This is a genomic window from Parabacteroides sp. Marseille-P3160, from assembly GCF_900162725.1.
Lineage (GTDB): Bacteria > Bacteroidota > Bacteroidia > Bacteroidales > Tannerellaceae > Marseille-P3160.
In genome coordinates this window covers 1,373,487-1,392,193 of record NZ_LT799418.1, presented here as the reverse complement: position 1 = coordinate 1,392,193, position 18,707 = coordinate 1,373,487, and the positions used below count along the sequence as shown (strand labels likewise).

The window sequence follows — 18,707 nt, the reverse complement described above, 5'->3', positions numbered from 1 at the left end:
CCGCGACCGCCGTATCGACGCCTTCGGCGGCATTACCGAACGCTTTTTAAAATAATAATATCAATAGGGCAAATTCGCATTTAAACTCCTATTATGTTCGGCGGAAGCTGATTCCCGGCACTTCATCATCCAGTAGCTCCTCCTATTTAAACTCTTGTTATGTTCGGCGGAAGCATCGATATGGGACATGCCCGCGCCCTGATTCCGGATTTAAACTCTTGTTATGTTCGGCGGAAGCTCCAGCTTCCGTCGGTGATAAAAGCGAGGCTCCCGCCTCGCAATGATTATCCTTTTTTAAAAATAGGCAAAGCAGAAGCTTTGCTTCCAACACGACGGAGTGAGGACATTCCGAACAAATGGGGAAAGTTTGCCCTGATAATTATTTACCAATATTTTGGACGTTTCAATATCATCATCTATTATTTCTTTTAGTTTAGTCGCTTCAAAGAAAATATCTATCAGGCAGATACTGAAACCCTTTTTTATTTTATCCCATTAAAATTTAAACGAGCCCTTAAATTAAAATAACATAAATTTATCGAGCACTGATTGATCATTACCTATGGAATATCAATCCTTAAAGAAATAAAACAATTAAAATGAAAAATGATCCTATTTGCAGGAGTTTCTCTATATTTTACTTAATATTGTGGCATAAAAAGTAAAGACATACATTTGATATCATTTTGTAAACAAATTACGTAAAACAACTTCAATAATGGAGAAGACAAGAAGAACTTTTATCAAAAAAATGACAACAGCGGGAATAGCTGCTGCCGGATTAAGCATCGCGGGAAATGCATCCGCCGTAGAAACATCAATCACAGAAACCCAACAAAAGAAGAAAGCGGCCGGAAAAGACGATGGGAAACTTCGTTTCGGCTTTATAGGTACCGGCTCCCGTTGCCAGGAGCATATCAATAATGTACTGGCGATCTCCGGTAATAAGATCGTGGCCATTTGCGATATACAGAAAGGACCTCTGGAACGTACACTCAAACATATTGCCAAATTCAATGTCCCGGAGCCGAAGATTTACACCGGCAGCGAACGGGCTTTCGAGCAGATGCTGAACAATGAGGAGTTCGATTGCGTGATCATAGCCAGTCCGTGGGAATGGCACGTCCCCATGTCGGTTGCCGCCATGAAGGCCGGCGTCCCGTACGTAGGCGTGGAAGTTTCCGCCGCCAATACGCTGGAAGAATGCTGGGACTTGGTGAATGTCTCCGAAACGACGGGCAGCCATCTGAATATCATGGAGAATGTTTGCTACCGGCGGGACGTGATGGCCTCCCTCCGGATGGTGCGGGAAGGCCTTTTCGGCGAACTGCTTCACGGGGAATGCGGATACGAACACGACCTGCGGGATGTGAAATTCAACGACGGAACCCAATACAACTATAAAAAGGGAGGTGAACTGAGGATGGGGCCCACCGCTTATGCCGAAGCGCAATGGCGCACGCAACACTCGGTGATGCGCAACGGGGATATCTATCCGACCCATGGCATCGGCCCGGTGGCTCACTGCATGGACATCAACCGCGGAAACCGTTTCCTTTCACTGACTTCCATGGCAACCCAATCCCGCGGATTACATAAATTCATCGTCGATAACGGCGGAGAGAATCATCCGCTGGCGAAAGTCCGTTTCAACCTGGGAGACATCGTCACCTCAATGATCAAATGTGCCAACGGGCAAACGATTATCGTTACGCATGACACTAACTCGCCCCGCCCCTATTCACTCGGATTCCGTATCCAGGGAACGGAAGGGCTGTGGATGAACGACGGGGATCATGTCTATGTACAAGGAAAATCGAAGCCTCACCTTTGGGATGATTCCGAAGAATGGTTCAAGAAATACGATCATAAACTGTGGAGCACGCTGGAAGCGCAGGCAAAAGAGGCCGGACACGGAGGCATGGACTTCATCATGATGTACGACCTGATCGACTGTATAAAGAATAAAAAGCCGGCGCCAATGGATTGTTATGATGCGGCGGCCTGGAGTGCAATCTCCGGACTGTCGGAGATGTCGATCGCACGCGGCGGAGCCTTGGTGGATTTCCCTGACTTTACCCGGGGGCAGTGGATACACCGCAAGCAGGAATTTGCTTTATAAAAAAGTTGCGTTACCCCGGCGATTGGCAATAGCGAAACGCCGGGGTAGCACAACTCAATTCATTTTACTGGGAGAACTCATTTCTTATACGGGCAAACCTAATTTACATTATACACTTCTTTATAAATTACCTTTTTGATCTCCTCGAAAGACGGCTCCATGCCTAACTTCCCACAAGTCATCAGACGCATATCAAGCCATTCTTCACCGGGGCGGTAGGGCGGCTGCCGGTAAGGATGATCGTCCAGGACGAAGCCCAACCGTTCGTAAAAACCGATCCGGCGGCGGTTCAGTTCTTCATCCGGCAATTCGACCTCCAAAACGACCGGGACATTAATTAATGACAACTGTTCCTTCATCACCAAAGAACCAAGTCCGCCATTCCGAACAGACGAATCGATGGCAAAATGCTCCACGTATACAAACAGGCCAAAATGCCAGAAGGTAATAAATCCCACGTATTGCTCTTCATTCACCAGCGCCAGATAAAGCTTGAAAGCAGGCTGCTCTTCCAACAGCCTGCGTACTAAGGAAAAATCCCTCCGCTCGCTCTCAGGGAAAGAGTCATTATACGTTGCTTCCACCCATGCCAACCGGGCATCGGAGCTTTCTTTTACTTCCACACAACTGATCGCCAATTTCCTACTCATTTCCAACTTACTTTTAAGGTAAACGCGCTACAACACAGATTTACAAGTATAGCAAAAAAAGATGAAAGTCACAATTTTCCTACCCGGAGAGGATAATTACGAAACGAATGCCGACTATCGTTTTTATGGCAGATTATTACGAAATAAAAATAATAATAGGGAATGAACTTCTTTTTAGATAAAATATTCATTACATTTGTATCTATTTGAAAGATTATTCACTCTTTAACGAAAGTGAGAAAAAATAGAGAATTATGGCACATCATGAACTGGATGAATTGGATGATAAAATTCTTAAATTAATTATCGGGAATGCCCGGATTCCGTTTCTGGAAGTTGCAAGGGAATGCAATGTCTCGGGTGCAGCCATTCATCAACGCATTCAAAAACTGACCAATCTCGGAGTCATCAAAGGATCCGAGTACATTATCGACAGCACAAAAATAGGATACGAAACCTGCGCTTATATGGGGCTCTATCTTAATTCGCCCGGGCAATTCCCTGCCGTAACGGACGCTCTCTTGAAAATACCGGAAGTGGTGGAATGCCATTATACGACCGGGCAATACGATTTATTCATAAAGATCTATGCAAAAAACAACCAACATCTGTTGAATATCATCCACCATAAGCTCCAACCGCTCGGGCTGGCGCGTACGGAGACGCTGATTTCCTTCAAGGAAGCATTCAAGAGGCATCTCCCTATCGATTTAAGCGCGGATGATAATGAAATTTAAAGAATCATCCGGCAAAATTCTGAACGAATGATGCCGGATGATTTTGTCTTCCGGATATTATTTCAATCCACGGTTTTTCAACAAAGGTTCCGTGTCCGGTTCCTTTCCCCTGAAGTTTTTATACATGATCATTGCATCGTCGATGCCACCCGGCGTCAGGACAAACTTGCGAAATTTACCGGCGACTTCGGGATTGAAGATGTCACCGGTCTCAACAAAGGCCTGATAGGCATCCGCATCCAGTACTTCCGCCCAGATATAACTATAATAGCCGGCTGTGTATCCTCCGCCCATCGTATGGTTGAAGTAAGTCGTACGGTAACGGGGAGGAATCTGTTTCAAAAGGCCGCGGTCGCTTAGCACTTTGGCTTCGAAGGCCGTCGTATTGAAATCGGCGGGGATTTCCTTCAATACATGATAATCCATATCCAACAAGGAGGCGGCAAGATATTCGGTCGTAGCGAAGCCCTGGCCGTATTTACCGCTCTTATCCAATTTTTCGATCAACGGGGCGGGAATCGCTTCGCCGGTCTGGTAATGCTTGGCATAGACTTTCAGGACTTCCGGTTCGAATACCCAATGCTCCATAATCTGGGAAGGAAGTTCCACAAAGTCGCGGGGTACGCTGCCGACACCCGTATAGTGGACATCGCGGAATAAGCCATGCAGCCCATGTCCGAATTCATGGAATAGGGTGCTTGCTTCATCGGCGCTCAACAAAGCAGGCTGGCCGGCGGCAGGCTGGCTGAAATTGCAGACAATCGTCACGACCGGAGCCACCCGCTCCCCACCTTCATAGCCCTGCGGACGGTAGGAGCCGCACCAGGCGCCACCCCGTTTGCTGGCCCGCGGGAAGAAATCAAAATAGATAACGCCCAGATGGGAACCGTCTTTATCCTTACATTCGAACAAACGGGCATCCTCATAAGGCAGGGGAGCCTCCTTCACTTCGGTAAAGCTAATGCCATACAACTTATTCGCTACATAAAAAGCGCCGTCGAGTACATTCTCCAATTTCAGATAGGGGCGCACCTCGTTTTCGTCGAGATTAAATTTTGCCTTCTTCGCTTTTTCAAAATAATAACGCCAATCCCAACCTTCCGGTTCGAAATCCTGCCCCTCCTTCTTTATCTCGGCTTTGATGTCAGCCAGTTCCTCTTTGGCTTTCGCCAAAGCCGGCGTCCAGATCTCATCCAGCAATTTATATACATTTTCCGGCGTTTTGGCCATCCGATCATCCAACACAAACGATGCGTAATCCTTGTAGCCCATCAGTTTAGCTTTTTCGAGCCGGGCGGTGACAAGTTTACGGACCACTTCCTTGTTGTCGGCATCGTTGCCGTTATTGCCCCGGTTGATATATCCTTTGAATATTTTTTCCCGCAGCTCCCGGTTTTTCGCATATTGCAGGAAAGGCATCACACTGGGGTTATGCAACGTGAAAACCCATTTGTTTTCAAGGCCGGCCGCTTCAGCCGCCTTTGCCGCATTGGCAATCAAATCATCCGGCAGACCGGCCAGGTCTTCCTTCTTATCGACAACCAGCTGGAAGGCATTCGTTTCTTTCAGCATATTCTGGCTGAAAGTCAGTTCCAGGAGAGAGATTTCGCTGTTTAGTCCGCGCAAACGGACCTGCTGTTCCTCATTCAGGTTAGCTCCGCCACGCACAAAATCCTTATAGGTATTTTCGAGTAGTTTGGTTTGTTCCTTATCCAGTCCCAAGTTATCTTTCTTTTCATAAATGGCCTTTACCCGCGAGAACAGCTTCGGATTCAGATTGATATCATCGCTATGCCTGGATAACAGCGGGGAGAGTTCTTTACTCAACGCCTGCATTTCATCCGATGTGTTGGCACCGTTTTGTCCGCCGAAGACAATCGCTACTTTCCGAAGCAACTTTCCGCTCCGGTCGAGAGCAACGATCGTATTTTCAAACGTAGGTTCCTCCGGATTTTCCACGATCTTCCGTACCTCTTCCACCTGATCTTCCATCCCTTTCAGGTAAGCCGGCTTATAATGTTCGAACTTAATCTTGTCGAAAGGAGGTACCCCGAAAGGAGTGGAGTACTCCGTGAAAAAAGGATTTGACGCGTCGGCTTCCGAAGTCTTCGTGGAAGTACCGCCGCACGAACCCAAAGCAATAATTAATCCTGCTGCCATAAACAATTTCTTCATAGGTATAATGCTAAAATATTAAACTTCCCACAAACATACATAAGATTTTTTAAATCATCCCAATAAACGCCTCACAAGTATGTTCCCTACAGCGAAGTTAAGCTTCTTTGACATAAGTTTTTAGGACTTCTGATCCTTCTTCTTTGACAGAAGTGGTATTTTTCTTAACAATGCAACAAATTTAATAAAACATCACATCATTAATCAAAACAAGACCTGTTTTTTAATAAAAAGAACGCTTATAAAATCCTTTCGAATCATATCATCCGGTTAATGAATGGCAAAATTCGCTATATGCTTTAATATAAGATAGTATTGCGATTATTTATTCCGATTGAAAGAAATTAAAAATATGGACAAAGACAGATCATTGTTTTGAATACTATTTTTTCAGCATACCCAAATCGGGCCATAGGCCTTACTATTTAATGATATAAAGCAATTACATTCATATTATCCCCTTCTGTCAAAGAAGCAGCCGTTTTAATACTCTATCTCATTTACTAAATAAATTTAATATATAAACGATGATTAACTACTTAAAGTTTTTTCTCAATTGCAAAAACAAGGAATTATATTCGGAATTTGCAAGAAGATACAACACCACGACCCTAAACGTCTATCGTATTGCCCACGGAGGAAAAACAAGATCATGGGATGAAGACGCCATTCTACATGAACTGATAAATTTAGGAATCCTCAGCGGAATTAAATTCAAAAAGAAATAGACTTCACTCATTATCAAGGGTGTCCTTTCCGAAAGCAAATACATTCTAATATTTCGCCACTCGAATTCGTTTTTAAGGTTATTGGCTTTGTTATTATAACATACAGATTTTAAGCAGAATGTAGCGACAAATCTATTTTCCCCGGCTGTACGAAGATCTTCGCATGGCCAATGAAAGATCTTCGCATGGTGGGTAAAAGATCTTTTGTCGGCCAGTGAAAATTAGTTTCCCTATGCACAAATATACAACTTCTTACGCCGAATGATTCAATCGGGTGTTGCTTTTTCTGAAAATGGTTATACTCCGATGCCTTTTCTACAAATTGATTTATACCCTTTTAAAGGTAGATAAAAATACCTTTCGCAAGTGATTGCACAAATCAGCGATTCCCTCTATTTTTGCTACCGTAAATTAATAAACCGTTATAAAGAAAAAACACATGAGCAGTTACAAATTCGAAACATTGCAAGTACATGCCGGACAAGAAGTCGACCCAACCACACATGCCCGCGCAGTCCCCATTTACCAGACCAGTTCCTATGCGTTCACCGATGCCCAGGATGGCGCCGACCTGTTCGGGCTGCGCAAGCTCGGAAACATATACACGCGTATCATGAATCCGACCAATGATGTGTTTGAGAAACGAATCGCCGCCTTGGAAGGCGGAGCTGCCGCCCTGGCCGTGGGCTCGGGACAGGCTTCCCAATTTATCGCTCTGAACAATATCCTTTCGGCCGGAGACAATTTCGTCTCGACCTCCCACCTTTACGGCGGTACTTACAACCAATTTAAGAACCAATTCAAGCGCCTCGGCATTGAAGTCCGGTTTACGCCGGCCGACGCTCCCGAAGAGTTTGAAAAAAGAATAGACGACCGGACAAAAGCGATCTATCTGGAAACGATCGGAAATCCGGATCTAAACATCCCTGACTTCGATGCCATTGTCAAAGTGGCCGACAAGCACGGCGTACCTGTTATCGTGGATAACACGTTCGGAGGAGGGGGCTACCTATTCCGTCCGTTGGAACACGGGGCGGCGATCGTAGTGGAAAGCGCGACCAAATGGATTGGAGGCCACGGCACTTCCATCGGCGGCGTAATTGTCGATGGTGGGAAGTTCAACTGGGCAAATGGCCGTTTCCCTGAATTTACCGAACCTTCTCCGAGCTACCACGGACTGGTTTTCTGGGATGCGTTCGGCACCAACAGTCCCTTTGGTAATATCGCCTTCATCATGCGCGCCCGTGTCGAAGGACTTCGCGACTGGGGACCGGCGCTCAGCCCATTTAATTCCTGGTTATTCATCCAGGGACTGGAAACGCTCTCGCTACGCCTGAGGGAACACGTACGCAATGCACAGGCAGTAGCCGAATGGCTGGAAAAACATCCGAAAGTGGAGTATGTGAACTATCCCGGCCTGCCCGGAAATCCCTATCATGAGCTGGCCAAGAAGTATTTCAAGAACGGCCCTGGAAGTATCCTCTCTTTCAAGATCAAGGGAGAAGGCAACCTTGCTGACAGTTTCATCAATAACCTGAAGCTATTTACGCATTTGGCCAATGTGGGGGATGCCAAATCTTTGATTATCCACCCGGCAGCCACAACACATGAGCAACTTTCGGACGAGGACAAGATTGCTTCCGGCGCAATTCCCGGCTTGCTTCGCCTGTCCATCGGCATTGAAAATATCGATGATATCCTGGCCGACCTGGAGCAAGCTTTCAAAAATTTATAGAACCATTTCTTATTCTCTTTTATTATAGTTTTGCATTTTACCCATACCATGGGATACGGAAATCGGCCAAGTGATCGGCCGATTTCCTCGTTTCAGCCCCATCCCGGCGCTCCGGCCTGCTCTTAAACACTATTATATATCCTCTTTTAAAGATTACAGAAAAATTTCTTTATTATGTAATAAACTGTATATTTGCTTCGTCATAACACATTATGTTATGTCTCTTTTTACGAATCAGTTATATTAATTAAATATTTATCAAAATGAACATCTCTCATATTGAGCATCTTGGCATTGCAGTAAAAAGTATCGAAGCATCTCTTCCTTACTACGAACAGATTTTAGGACTGAAATGCTACAGCATTGAAGAAGTAGCCGACCAAAAAGTTAAGACGGCATTCTTCAAAGTCGGACAAACCAAAATCGAATTGCTGGAAGCCACCAGCGAAGACAGTACCATCGCTAAATTTATTGAAAAACGAGGGGAAGGAATCCATCACATCGCCTTTGCAGTTCCTAATGTGCAGACGGCGCTGGATGAAATGGCAGCCAAAGGAGTTTCTCTGATCGACAAAGCTCCCCGCGGGGGAGCGGAAGGATTGAATATCGCATTCATTCATCCGAAATCGTCAGGCGGTGTCCTCACCGAGTTCTGCATGCATGGAAAGCCTGAATAATTGCATGAATGACAGACTCCATTAATCTAGTACCAATCAAATCTTAATATAATGAGTAATCAACTTATTAAAGTAAAAGAACTTATCACTCTTCGCGGAGAGGCGCGTCTGGGCGGCGGCCAAAAAAGAATTGACTCGCAGCATAAGAAAGGGAAATATACGGCCCGGGAACGTATAGCCATGTTATTGGATGTGGGCAGTTTTGAAGAATTCGATATGTTTGTCCAACATCGTTGTACGAACTTCGACATTGACAAGACACACTATCTCGGAGACGGGGTAGTTACCGGATACGGAACCATCGACGGCCGGCTCGTATATGTCTATGCTCAGGACTTTACCGTATTCGGAGGCGCCTTGTCCGAAACTATGGCGCTAAAGATATGCAAAGTGATGGACCAGGCCATGAAGATGGGCGCTCCGGTCATCGGGCTGAACGATTCGGGAGGCGCGCGTATCCAGGAAGGCGTCAATGCGCTGGCTGGCTATGCCGAAATATTCCAGCGGAACATCCTCGCCTCCGGTGTGATTCCCCAGATTTCCGGGATCTTCGGCCCTTGCGCAGGGGGCGCCGTCTATTCGCCGGCATTGACCGACTTCAACATCATGATCCGGGGAAGCAGCTACATGTTCCTTACCGGCCCGAAGGTCGTCAAAACCGTTACCGGCGAAGACGTTACCCAGGAGGAACTGGGCGGGGCCGACGTGCACATGACGAAATCGGGCGTGGCTCATTTCGCCCTGGATTCGGAAGAAGAGGGATTGCAATTGATCCGTAAACTGATCAGCTATCTTCCCCAAAACAATCTGGAAGAAACGCCTTGGCTGGAATGTGACGATCCGACGGATCGCCTGGATGATTTCCTCAATGACATTATCCCCGATAACCCGAACAGATCCTATGATATGTACGAGGTCATCGGAACGATCGTCGACAAAAACGAATTCCTGGAAGTCCATGCGGACTATGCCAAAAACATTATCGTCGGTTTTGCCCGCTTTAACGGACAGGCTGTAGGGATTGTGGCGAACCAGCCGAAAGTGATGGCCGGATGCCTCGATTGCAATGCGTCCCGTAAGGCCGGACGTTTCGTCCGTTTCTGCGATGCATTCAATATTCCGCTGGTAACATTGGTAGACGTTCCGGGATTCCTTCCGGGAACGGGACAGGAGTACAACGGCGTGATCCTGCACGGTGCTAAGTTGCTGTACGCTTATGGCGAAGCGACTGTTCCGAAGATCACGGTCACCCTACGCAAGTCTTACGGAGGCGCCTATTGCGTCATGAGTTCCAAGCATCTTCGCGGAGACGTAAACTATGCCTGGCCTACGGCCGAAATCGCGGTCATGGGCGCCAGCGGAGCCGTTGAAGTGATTTTTGCCAAAGAGGTAGCCGCCAGTCCCGATCCGCAAGCCTGCGTCGCAGAAAAGGAAGCGGAGTACCAGAAAGCATTTGCCAATCCGTATAATGCCGCCCGCTACGGTTATATTGACGACGTGATCGAACCGCGCAACACGCGTTTCCGCATTATCCGGGCGCTACAACAACTGGAAACCAAGAAATTGATTAATCCGCCCAAGAAACACGACAACTTACCTCTTTAAAACAGAATGATTATGGCAGAAGAAAACAGAAAGAAAAAATTCGAAGAGGTTCCCAGTGAAGTGATGGCCGCGATCTCCATGGCGCTCTTCGAATTGGGAGAAGAAGCCCACGACATCGAAAATACGGTGCTCACCATCCGTAAGGTAGACCGCCGTTATTCTCCGTGGAGTTCCAAGATTTTCGGATTAAGGCAAATGCCCAGGAGGTAATTATAAATCCAGTAATCGCTAATACAGATATGAGACAATTTAAATATATAATCAATGGTCATGAGTACGAAGTACAGATTGACAATGTCGGCGAAACAGTTGCCGACGTAGAAGTAAACGGGGAACGCTATAAAGTTCAGATGGAAGCGACGGAGAAAAAGCCGGCGTTCAAGATCAGGCGGCCTGCCCAGCCGCCGACCACCGCCGGAGGCGATCCGATCGTTACCCGCCAGGCTGCGGCAATCACCCAGGGAGCAATCAAGACGCCACTTCCCGGCGTCATTATCCAAGTGAATTGCAAAGTGGGAGATTCCGTAAAAAGAGGACAGACGGTAATCGTACTGGAAGCCATGAAAATGGAAAACAACATTCCTTCCGACCGGGAAGGCAAGGTCCTTGAGATCAAAGTATCGCAAGGCGACTCGGTACTGGAAGGGGATGATCTGGTAATTATCGGATAAACAACGCAAAACCGACTTTTTCAGGATGAGGGTGGGCTTTATGCCTGCCCTTATTTCATTTTAGCACTTTGTTTTTTGCAATGGTGGCGATAAATTCCTTTAGGTAGAAAGGTTCGAAATAGACGGTATCGACAAACCGGGCATCCGCATAGGCCAGCTCTGCCAACGGTATCATCTCGACCGCCATAGGATGGATCCCATCCAGGAAAACGGACCGGTCCGAAGTGATCACGTCTTTGCATTTGTTCGCCCCGTTTCCGAAGAAACAGACTTTTCTTTGGGATAAATAAGGCGCATAGGTTGCCGCATCGACAACCTCGGCTTGCGTCTCACGGATGACTTGCCCGGTCGAATCATAGATTGCAGCATAGACCTCCATCCGGCGCGCGTCCAGCATGGCGCAATAGAAGAAATCGTCGGAAGCCTTGTTCAGCCGGATCGCTTTGGTGGCAAGGATATCGAGCGTAGGAATACTGATCAAAGGGATTCCGTAACCGAAACACAATCCCTTAGCTTCCGAAACGCCGATCCTCAAACCGGTATACGAACCAGGGCCGCTACTCACGGCAACCGCATCCAATGTCAGATGTTCTCCTTTGGCAACCTTCACCGCCTGCGCAGCATAGACGCCCAAGAGGGCAGCGTGCGAAGGTCCATCGAAAGATGCTTCTTCGAACAATATTTCCCCATCATTTGACAAAGCGACCGAACAAACGGAAGTCGCCGTTTCTATAGATAATATACAGGCCATAATTCTTTCCTCCTTACAAAAGTGCAAAATTAGGGAATTTCAGGTTACTCTGTTTCCCGAGCGGGAAGAAAAACAAGGGAAACGAACGGAAATACGCTTTTCTTCCTTTCGATTCATTCTTTTTCATTCGAATAATATACCTTTGCAAAAACAGAAAAACGATGATACAATCAATGACCGGCTTCGGTAAGGTTACCGTAGAGCTGCCTTCCAAGAAAATCACAGTTGAAATAAAAACACTCAACAGTAAACAGTTGGATCTGTCCATGCGCATTCCTTCCATCTATAAGGAAAAAGAGATGAACCTCCGCAGTCTTTTGCTCCAAACCCTCGAAAGAGGGAAAGTCGATTTTTCCATCTATGTTGAGAATATCGGGGCGGATACAAGCATTAAGATCAACGAAACCGCTGTCGAGAATTATTATCAACAGATCCGGGAGATTGCGTCTCATCTGAAAATCGACGTCCCTTCGAACTGGTTCGAAACGCTGCTCCACTTGCCGGACACCGTCAAGACGGAAATGGTCGAAGCCGACGAGGAAGAATGGACGGTTGTCAGCCAAGCGGTATCGGATGCCATCGAACATCTTCGCGCTTTCCGCACGCAGGAAGGGCAAATGTTATACGACCTGTTTTCCCAAAAGATAGTCAATATCACCCAATTGCTCTCCCAGATCGGAGTCTATGAAGGGGAACGGTTAGAGAGAATCAAAACCCGGATTACCGAAAACCTGCAGAAGATCGCCGGCTTGGATTACGACAAAAACCGTTTCGAACAGGAAATGATTTATTACATCGAAAAACTGGACATCAACGAAGAGAAGAACCGGTTGGACAACCATTTGAAGTACTTCATCCAGAGCATGGAAAACGGTAAGGGACAGGGTAAAAAACTCGGATTCATCGCCCAGGAAATGGGCCGTGAAATCAATACGCTCGGCTCGAAAAGCAATTTAGCTGAAATGCAGCAGATTGTCGTCCAGATGAAAGACGAATTGGAACAGATTAAAGAACAGGTATTAAACGTATTATAAACGATGAGCGGTAAACTTGTCATATTCTCCGCCCCCTCCGGCTCCGGTAAATCCACTATCATCAACTATTTGCTCGGACAAAACCTGAATCTCCGGTTTTCCATCTCAGCGACCAGCCGCCCTCCGCGGGGGCAGGAACGGGATGGCGTGGAATATTATTTCCTGACACCCGAAGCTTTCCGTGAAAAAATAGCCGCCGGCCTTTTCCTTGAATATGAAGAAGTATATAAAGACCGGTACTACGGCACACTGAAAAGCGAAGTTGACCGAATCTTCCATGCGGGCGGCCATGTGGTCTTCGACGTGGATGTCGTCGGCGGCTGCCACATCAAGGAATATTATGGAGACCGGGCCCTGTCTGTCTTTATCCAGCCTCCCAGCCTGGAGGTCTTGCGCCGGCGCCTGGAAAGCAGGGGAACCGACAGCCCGGAAGTGATTGAAAGCCGTCTGGCAAAAGCAGAATATGAATTGAGCTTCGCTCCGCGCTTCGATGTCGTCATCATCAACGACCGGCTGGAGAAGGCGCAAGCCGAAGCCCTCCGGATCGTACAAGATTTCCTTAAGAGATGAAGAAGACCGGCATCTATTCAGGTTCATTTAACCCGATCCATATCGGCCATCTGGCCATAGCAAACTGGATCTGCGAATATACGGACACGGAAGAAGTCTGGTTTTTGGTTTCGCCTCGGAATCCGTTGAAAGAAGCCGGTGAGCTTATGGAGGAAAAGCTCCGTCTGGCAATGGTAGAAGCGGCCATCGGTGACTATCCGAAGTTTAGCGTCAGCGACATTGAATTTTCGCTTCCCCGCCCCTCCTATACCATCGACACCCTGCGAACGCTCCGCAGTACCTATCCGGATCGTTCCTTCCAGTTGATTATCGGCTCCGACAGTTGGGCCCAGATCGATCGATGGAAGCAATACGACGAACTGATTCGCGAGTTTCCGCTCCTCATCTATCCCCGCAAGGATTACCCGATAGAAATACCGGAAGGCTGCCCGACAGTCCGCGGGGTCGATGCCCCTCTTTTAGAGATTTCTTCTACCCACATCCGCCAGGCTCTCCGGGCCGGAAAAGACATCCGTTTCTTCCTTCCTGAGCCCGTCCGTCCCTTCCTGATCGAACAACTCAGGTTGCCCGAATAACCGTCGGGCAACGAAGGTTAGCATAAAAATCACGTAATTTCATCCTCCCTTATACTGCCATCTTGTCTGAAACAAAGAATGGTATTGGTTTTGCATGGATATCCATAAAATAAGAATAAACAGAAAACGATATAATGAATTTAAACAATTTTACAATCAAATCACAGGAAGCAGTACAGCAAGCTGTACAATTGGCTTCCCAACGCAGCCAACAGGCAATTGAAACGGCCCACTTGCTGAAAGCGGTCATTATGACAGGCGAAAGCATTGTGAATTATCTGTTTCAGAAGTTGGGTGTGAATGTACAGAACCTGGACGCCCAATTGGAAAAGGAGTTGAATTCCTATCCCCGGGTGTCAGGAGGCGAGCCTTATCTGAGCCGGGAATCGAACGCCATCCTGCAAAAGGCGGTCGAAACGAGCGGGAAGATGGGCGATCAATATGTTTCGCTGGAACATATTATTCTGGCCTTATTAACTGAACCGAGCCCCGCTTCACAAATCCTGAAGGATGCCGGCGTAACCGAAAAGGAACTCCGGTTGGCAATCGAAGAACTGCGGAAAGGCAACAAGGTGACGAGCCAGTCGGCGGAAGACACCTACGACTCATTAAGCAAATATGCAATCAACCTGAACGAACGCGCCCGCTCCGGGAAATTGGATCCGGTGATTGGACGGGATGAAGAGATCCGGCGGGTCTTACAGATCCTGAGCCGGCGTACGAAAAACAACCCGATCCTGATCGGCGAACCGGGGGTAGGTAAGACGGCGATCGCCGAAGGCCTGGCACACCGTATTGTGCGGGGAGACGTACCGGAAAACCTGAAGAGCAAGCAGATCTACTCTTTGGATATGGGAGCCCTGATAGCCGGAGCCAAATACAAGGGAGAATTCGAAGAACGTCTGAAATCGGTAGTTAATGAAGTAACCAAAGCGGAAGGAGAAATCATCCTCTTTATCGATGAAATCCATACGCTGGTAGGAGCCGGAAAAGGCGAAGGTGCCATGGATGCAGCCAATATCCTGAAACCGGCCTTGGCCCGTGGGGAACTGCGCGCCATTGGTGCGACAACGTTGGATGAGTATCAAAAATATTTTGAAAAGGATAAGGCGCTCGAACGACGTTTCCAAATTGTGATGGTGAATGAGCCCGACGAGGCAGATACGATCTCGATCCTGCGTGGACTGAAGGAAAAGTACGAGAACCATCATAAGGTGCGGATTAAAGACGACGCCATCATTGCAGCGGTACAGTTGTCTACTCGGTACATCACCGACCGGTTCCTTCCGGACAAGGCCATCGACCTGATGGATGAGGCCGCCGCACGGTTAAGGTTACAGGTGGATTCCGTACCGGAATCGCTGGACGAGGTTTCCCGCCGGATCAAGCAATTGGAAATCGAACGGGAGGCAATCAAACGGGAAAATGATCCGGACAAACTGGGGCAATTGAATAAAGAAATAGCCGAACTGAAAGAAGAGGAAACCAAGCAGAAAGCACAATGGCAAAGCGAAAAAGAGCTGATCAACCAGATCCAACAGAATAAGATAGAGATCGAGAACATGAAGTTCGAGGCGGAAAAAGCCGAGCGGGAAGGCGACTATGGTAAAGTAGCCGAACTGCGCTACGGAAAGATCAAAGCCAAAGAAGAGGAGATCAACGAGATACAGGCAAAGTTACATAAAATGCAGGGAGCTTCCGCCATGATCAAGGAGGAAGTGGACAGCGAAGATATCGCCGACGTCGTTTCGCGTTGGACCGGGATTCCGGTTCAGAAAATGATGCAGAGCGAACGGGACAAACTCCTTCATTTGGAAGAAGAATTACATAAGCGGGTCATCGGGCAGGATGAAGCCATCCGCGCCATCGCCGACGCCGTACGCCGGAGCCGCGCCGGACTGCAAGATCCGAAACGACCGATCGGTTCTTTTATCTTCCTCGGCACGACCGGTGTGGGTAAGACGGAACTGGCCAAGGCATTGGCCGAATACCTGTTCGACGATGAGAATATGATGACGCGTATCGACATGAGCGAATACCAGGAGAAATTCAGCGCAACCCGTCTGATCGGGGCGCCTCCGGGATACGTCGGTTATGACGAAGGCGGCCAGTTGACGGAGGCCATCCGCCGGAAACCTTATTCGGTCGTCCTGTTCGACGAGATCGAGAAGGCGCATCCGGACGTATTTAACGTTCTGCTGCAAGTGTTGGACGATGGTCGGTTAACGGACAACAAAGGCCGGTTAGTCAATTTCAAGAACACGATCATCATCATGACCAGCAATATCGGTTCGTCCTTGATTCGTGAAGAATTTGAGAAGATGACTCCGGCCAATCACGACGAAGTAGTCGAAAAGACGAAACGGGAAGTGTTGGATTTGTTGAAAAAGACCATTCGTCCGGAATTCCTGAACCGTATCGACGATATCATCATGTTCACTCCGTTGAATGAAAATGAGATTCGCCAGATTGTCGCCCTGCAACTGAACGGCGTCAAAGCCATGTTGCAGAAGAACGGCATCACACTCGAGTTTAGCGATAAGGCGTTGGCCTTTATTGCCGACAAGGGATACGATCCTCAATTCGGTGCGCGTCCGGTCAAACGGGTCATCCAACACTACGTATTGAACGAACTGTCCAAGGAGATTCTGGGTGGTAAAATCGACCGGAGTCACCCGATTGTTATCGACCGCAGCAACGACGGTTTGGCCTTTAAAAACTAAATATTTTCTTTTTCATGATAGATAATTAATTGTTAAGTCCCCGAATTCCATCTTGGAGTTCGGGGATTTTTTATTTCCCGGATTATTTCCCGGATTCGATTATTTATCGTAATATTGCGATATTAAGATAAACAAGTATGGGAGCAACAAAAACAGAACATTTTACTGACAGTCAAAACAACATTGCTTTAATAGCTAAGGCTTTGGGGCATCCGGCAAGAGTTGCAATTATCGATTATCTACTGAAAGTGAACAGTTGCATAGGTGGTGATATTGTAAACGAGCTGCCATTGGCACAGCCAACAATTTCGCAACATTTGAAAGAATTGAAGAATGCAGGGTTAATAAAAGGGAGTATCGAAGGAACCTCAATTTGTTATTGCATCGATGAAAAATCGATCGTACAAATGCAAAATTATTTCACTCAAATTTCAGAACGATTAAAGCGGCAAAGCCATTGTTCGCCTGACTCGGGCTGTTGCTGATAAATATTAATAGATAATACGATGCAACCGAAATTAAAACTCTTAGACCGATATCTCACATTGTGGATTTTCCTCGCAATGGCTTTAGGGATTGCTTTAGGATATTTCTTTCCGAAAATTCCCCGCTTAACTCACTCGCTTTCTGTCGGCACAACCAACATCCCATTGGCTATCGGCTTAATACTGATGATGTACCCTCCGCTTGCAAAGGTGAATTACGCTTTGCTACCTAAGGTATTCCAGGACAAAAAGATGCTGTCCATTTCTCTGTTTCTGAATTGGATAGCGGGACCATTATTGATGTTTGCCTTGGCAATATTCTTCTTACGGGATAAACCCGACTACATGATTGGTTTAATCTTAATCGGCTTGGCAAGATGTATTGCGATGGTCATCGTTTGGAATGATTTAGCGAAAGGGAATAGAGAATATGGTGCCGCCTTAGTTGCCTTGAATAGCATTTTCCAAGTCTTATTTTATAGTTTTTATGCTTGGCTATTCATCCATTTTTTGCCGGCTAAATTAGGATTGGGTAATTTCGACATATCGGTGCCGATGAAAGATGTTACCGAAAGCGTTTTGATTTATTTGGGAATACCATTTTTTGCCGGCTTTTTAAGCCGTTATTTTTTAACCCTATTCAAAGGTATAGAATGGTATAATAGAAAGTTTATTCCGTTTATATCCCCCATTACCCTCTATGCTTTGCTATTCACAATCATACTGATGTTCAGCTTAAAAGGGGATAAAATAGTAGAACTGCCCGCAGATGTGATCAGAATAGCAGTTCCACTGATTATCTATTTTGTATTGATGTTTTTCTTAAGTTTTTTCATCAACAAATCGCTTAAAGTTCCTTACGATAAAAATGCGTCCATTTCTTTTACTGCCACAGGCAACAATTTTGAATTAGCAATTGCGGTTTCTATTTCCGTTTTCGGCATCCATTCGTCACAAGCCCTTGTCGGTGTAATAGGCCCTTTAATAGAAGTTCCGGTTTTAATATTATTGGTAAAGATAAGTTTATATTTCAAAACAAAGTTTTATGGAAAAGATTAAAGTATTGGTATTATGTTCCGGGAATAGTTGCCGAAGCCAAATAGCGGAAGGTTATTTACGACATTTTGCAAGTAATAAAGCGGAAATTTACAGTGCCGGCGTGGAAACTCACGGAGTAAATCCGAAAGTAATTGCCGTCATGAAAGAAGACGGCATCGATATTTCCAGCCATACCTCTAACAATATAGACGAATACAGCCATATAAACTTCGATTTTGTGATTACAGTTTGTGATAATGCACGTGAACGCTGTCCATTTTACCCTACGAAAGCAAAGAGATTCCATCAAAATTTTCCCGACCCGGCCAAAGCAACAGGAACAGAAGAAGAAGTCCTGGCCAAATTCCGAAAGGTTCGTGAGATGATTAAAGAATACTGTAAAAACTTTGCAAAAGAATATTTAGAATAAA

At 46.6% G+C, this 18,707-nt stretch carries 18 protein-coding genes and 1 pseudogene; 16 read left to right on the top strand and 3 right to left on the bottom strand.

Going from position 1 to position 18,707, the window contains the following annotated elements; all coding sequences use genetic code 11:
* The first annotated feature begins 159 nt into the window (after positions 1-159).
* On the top strand, positions 160-432 hold the full coding sequence (locus BQ8014_RS05625; RefSeq protein WP_080903516.1) for a hypothetical protein: 273 nt from the start codon (positions 160-162) through the stop codon (positions 430-432).
* A gap of 286 nt (positions 433-718) precedes the next feature.
* Positions 719-2,122 carry a Gfo/Idh/MocA family protein gene (locus tag BQ8014_RS05620; protein WP_080903515.1) on the top strand — a complete coding sequence of 468 codons (1,404 nt, stop codon included), beginning with the start codon at positions 719-721 and terminating at the stop codon, positions 2,120-2,122.
* A gap of 98 nt (positions 2,123-2,220) precedes the next feature.
* Here the strand turns inward: BQ8014_RS05620 and BQ8014_RS05615 are convergent, their stop codons facing one another.
* Positions 2,221-2,772, bottom strand: a complete 552-nt coding sequence (locus BQ8014_RS05615) for a GNAT family N-acetyltransferase (protein ID WP_080903514.1) — start codon at positions 2,770-2,772, stop codon at positions 2,221-2,223.
* Positions 2,773-3,026: 254 nt separating this feature from the next.
* Here BQ8014_RS05615 and BQ8014_RS05610 point away from each other — a divergent pair, with 254 nt between their 5' ends.
* A complete protein-coding gene (locus BQ8014_RS05610) occupies positions 3,027-3,509 on the top strand; it encodes an Lrp/AsnC family transcriptional regulator (RefSeq protein ID WP_080903513.1) in 483 nt (160 codons plus the stop codon).
* A 57-nt stretch (positions 3,510-3,566) separates the two neighbouring features.
* Here the strand turns inward: BQ8014_RS05610 and BQ8014_RS05605 are convergent, their stop codons facing one another.
* Positions 3,567-5,684 (bottom strand): M3 family metallopeptidase, encoded by a 2,118-nt coding sequence (locus tag BQ8014_RS05605; protein WP_080903512.1) that lies wholly within the window; start codon positions 5,682-5,684, stop codon positions 3,567-3,569.
* Between the two features lie 527 nt (positions 5,685-6,211).
* Between BQ8014_RS05605 and BQ8014_RS19670 the strand changes: the two genes are divergently transcribed.
* From BQ8014_RS19670 to BQ8014_RS05575, 6 genes and pseudogenes are all read left to right on the top strand, one after another.
* A complete protein-coding gene (locus BQ8014_RS19670; RefSeq protein WP_080903511.1) occupies positions 6,212-6,412 on the top strand; it encodes a hypothetical protein in 201 nt (66 codons plus the stop codon).
* Positions 6,413-6,851: 439 nt separating this feature from the next.
* Positions 6,852-8,147, top strand: a complete 1,296-nt coding sequence (locus BQ8014_RS05595) for an O-acetylhomoserine aminocarboxypropyltransferase/cysteine synthase family protein (RefSeq protein ID WP_080903510.1) — start codon at positions 6,852-6,854, stop codon at positions 8,145-8,147.
* 263 nt (positions 8,148-8,410) lie between these two features.
* Positions 8,411-8,824: a methylmalonyl-CoA epimerase gene (gene mce, locus BQ8014_RS05590; RefSeq protein WP_080903509.1), complete on the top strand. Its 414-nt coding sequence runs from the start codon at positions 8,411-8,413 to the stop codon at positions 8,822-8,824.
* Positions 8,825-8,875: 51 nt separating this feature from the next.
* A complete protein-coding gene (locus BQ8014_RS05585; RefSeq protein ID WP_080903508.1) occupies positions 8,876-10,429 on the top strand; it encodes an acyl-CoA carboxylase subunit beta in 1,554 nt (517 codons plus the stop codon).
* A 51-nt stretch (positions 10,430-10,480) separates the two neighbouring features.
* Positions 10,481-10,639 (top strand): annotated as a pseudogene (locus BQ8014_RS05580) (lamin tail domain-containing protein); the annotation flags it as partial.
* 29 nt (positions 10,640-10,668) lie between these two features.
* Positions 10,669-11,100 carry a biotin/lipoyl-containing protein gene (locus BQ8014_RS05575; protein WP_080903506.1) on the top strand — a complete coding sequence of 144 codons (432 nt, stop codon included), beginning with the start codon at positions 10,669-10,671 and terminating at the stop codon, positions 11,098-11,100.
* 55 nt (positions 11,101-11,155) lie between these two features.
* Here BQ8014_RS05575 and tsaB read toward each other — a convergent pair whose 3' ends face one another.
* Positions 11,156-11,851, bottom strand: coding sequence for a tRNA (adenosine(37)-N6)-threonylcarbamoyltransferase complex dimerization subunit type 1 TsaB (tsaB, locus tag BQ8014_RS05570; RefSeq protein ID WP_080903505.1), 696 nt, complete (start codon positions 11,849-11,851; stop codon positions 11,156-11,158).
* A gap of 161 nt (positions 11,852-12,012) precedes the next feature.
* On the opposite strand from tsaB, the gene BQ8014_RS05565 reads away from it, so the two are divergent.
* From BQ8014_RS05565 to BQ8014_RS05535, 7 genes are all read left to right on the top strand, one after another.
* Positions 12,013-12,885 carry a YicC/YloC family endoribonuclease gene (locus tag BQ8014_RS05565; RefSeq protein WP_080903504.1) on the top strand — a complete coding sequence of 291 codons (873 nt, stop codon included), beginning with the start codon at positions 12,013-12,015 and terminating at the stop codon, positions 12,883-12,885.
* A gap of 3 nt (positions 12,886-12,888) precedes the next feature.
* Positions 12,889-13,455, top strand: a complete 567-nt coding sequence (gmk, locus tag BQ8014_RS05560) for a guanylate kinase (protein ID WP_080903503.1) — start codon at positions 12,889-12,891, stop codon at positions 13,453-13,455.
* On the top strand, positions 13,452-14,030 hold the full coding sequence (nadD, locus tag BQ8014_RS05555) for a nicotinate (nicotinamide) nucleotide adenylyltransferase (RefSeq protein WP_080903502.1): 579 nt from the start codon (positions 13,452-13,454) through the stop codon (positions 14,028-14,030). The genes gmk and nadD overlap by 4 nt, the downstream gene beginning before the upstream one ends.
* 134 nt (positions 14,031-14,164) lie before the next feature.
* Positions 14,165-16,753, top strand: coding sequence for an ATP-dependent chaperone ClpB (clpB, locus tag BQ8014_RS05550; RefSeq protein ID WP_080903501.1), 2,589 nt, complete (start codon positions 14,165-14,167; stop codon positions 16,751-16,753).
* 137 nt (positions 16,754-16,890) lie between these two features.
* On the top strand, positions 16,891-17,238 hold the full coding sequence (locus tag BQ8014_RS05545) for an ArsR/SmtB family transcription factor (RefSeq protein ID WP_080903500.1): 348 nt from the start codon (positions 16,891-16,893) through the stop codon (positions 17,236-17,238).
* Positions 17,239-17,259: 21 nt separating this feature from the next.
* Positions 17,260-18,297, top strand: a complete 1,038-nt coding sequence (arsB, locus tag BQ8014_RS05540; protein ID WP_080903499.1) for an ACR3 family arsenite efflux transporter — start codon at positions 17,260-17,262, stop codon at positions 18,295-18,297.
* Complete coding sequence (locus tag BQ8014_RS05535) at positions 18,284-18,706, top strand: arsenate reductase ArsC (protein WP_080903498.1); 423 nt, start codon at positions 18,284-18,286, stop codon at positions 18,704-18,706. The genes arsB and BQ8014_RS05535 overlap by 14 nt, the downstream gene beginning before the upstream one ends.
* Position 18,707 lies beyond the last annotated feature (1 nt).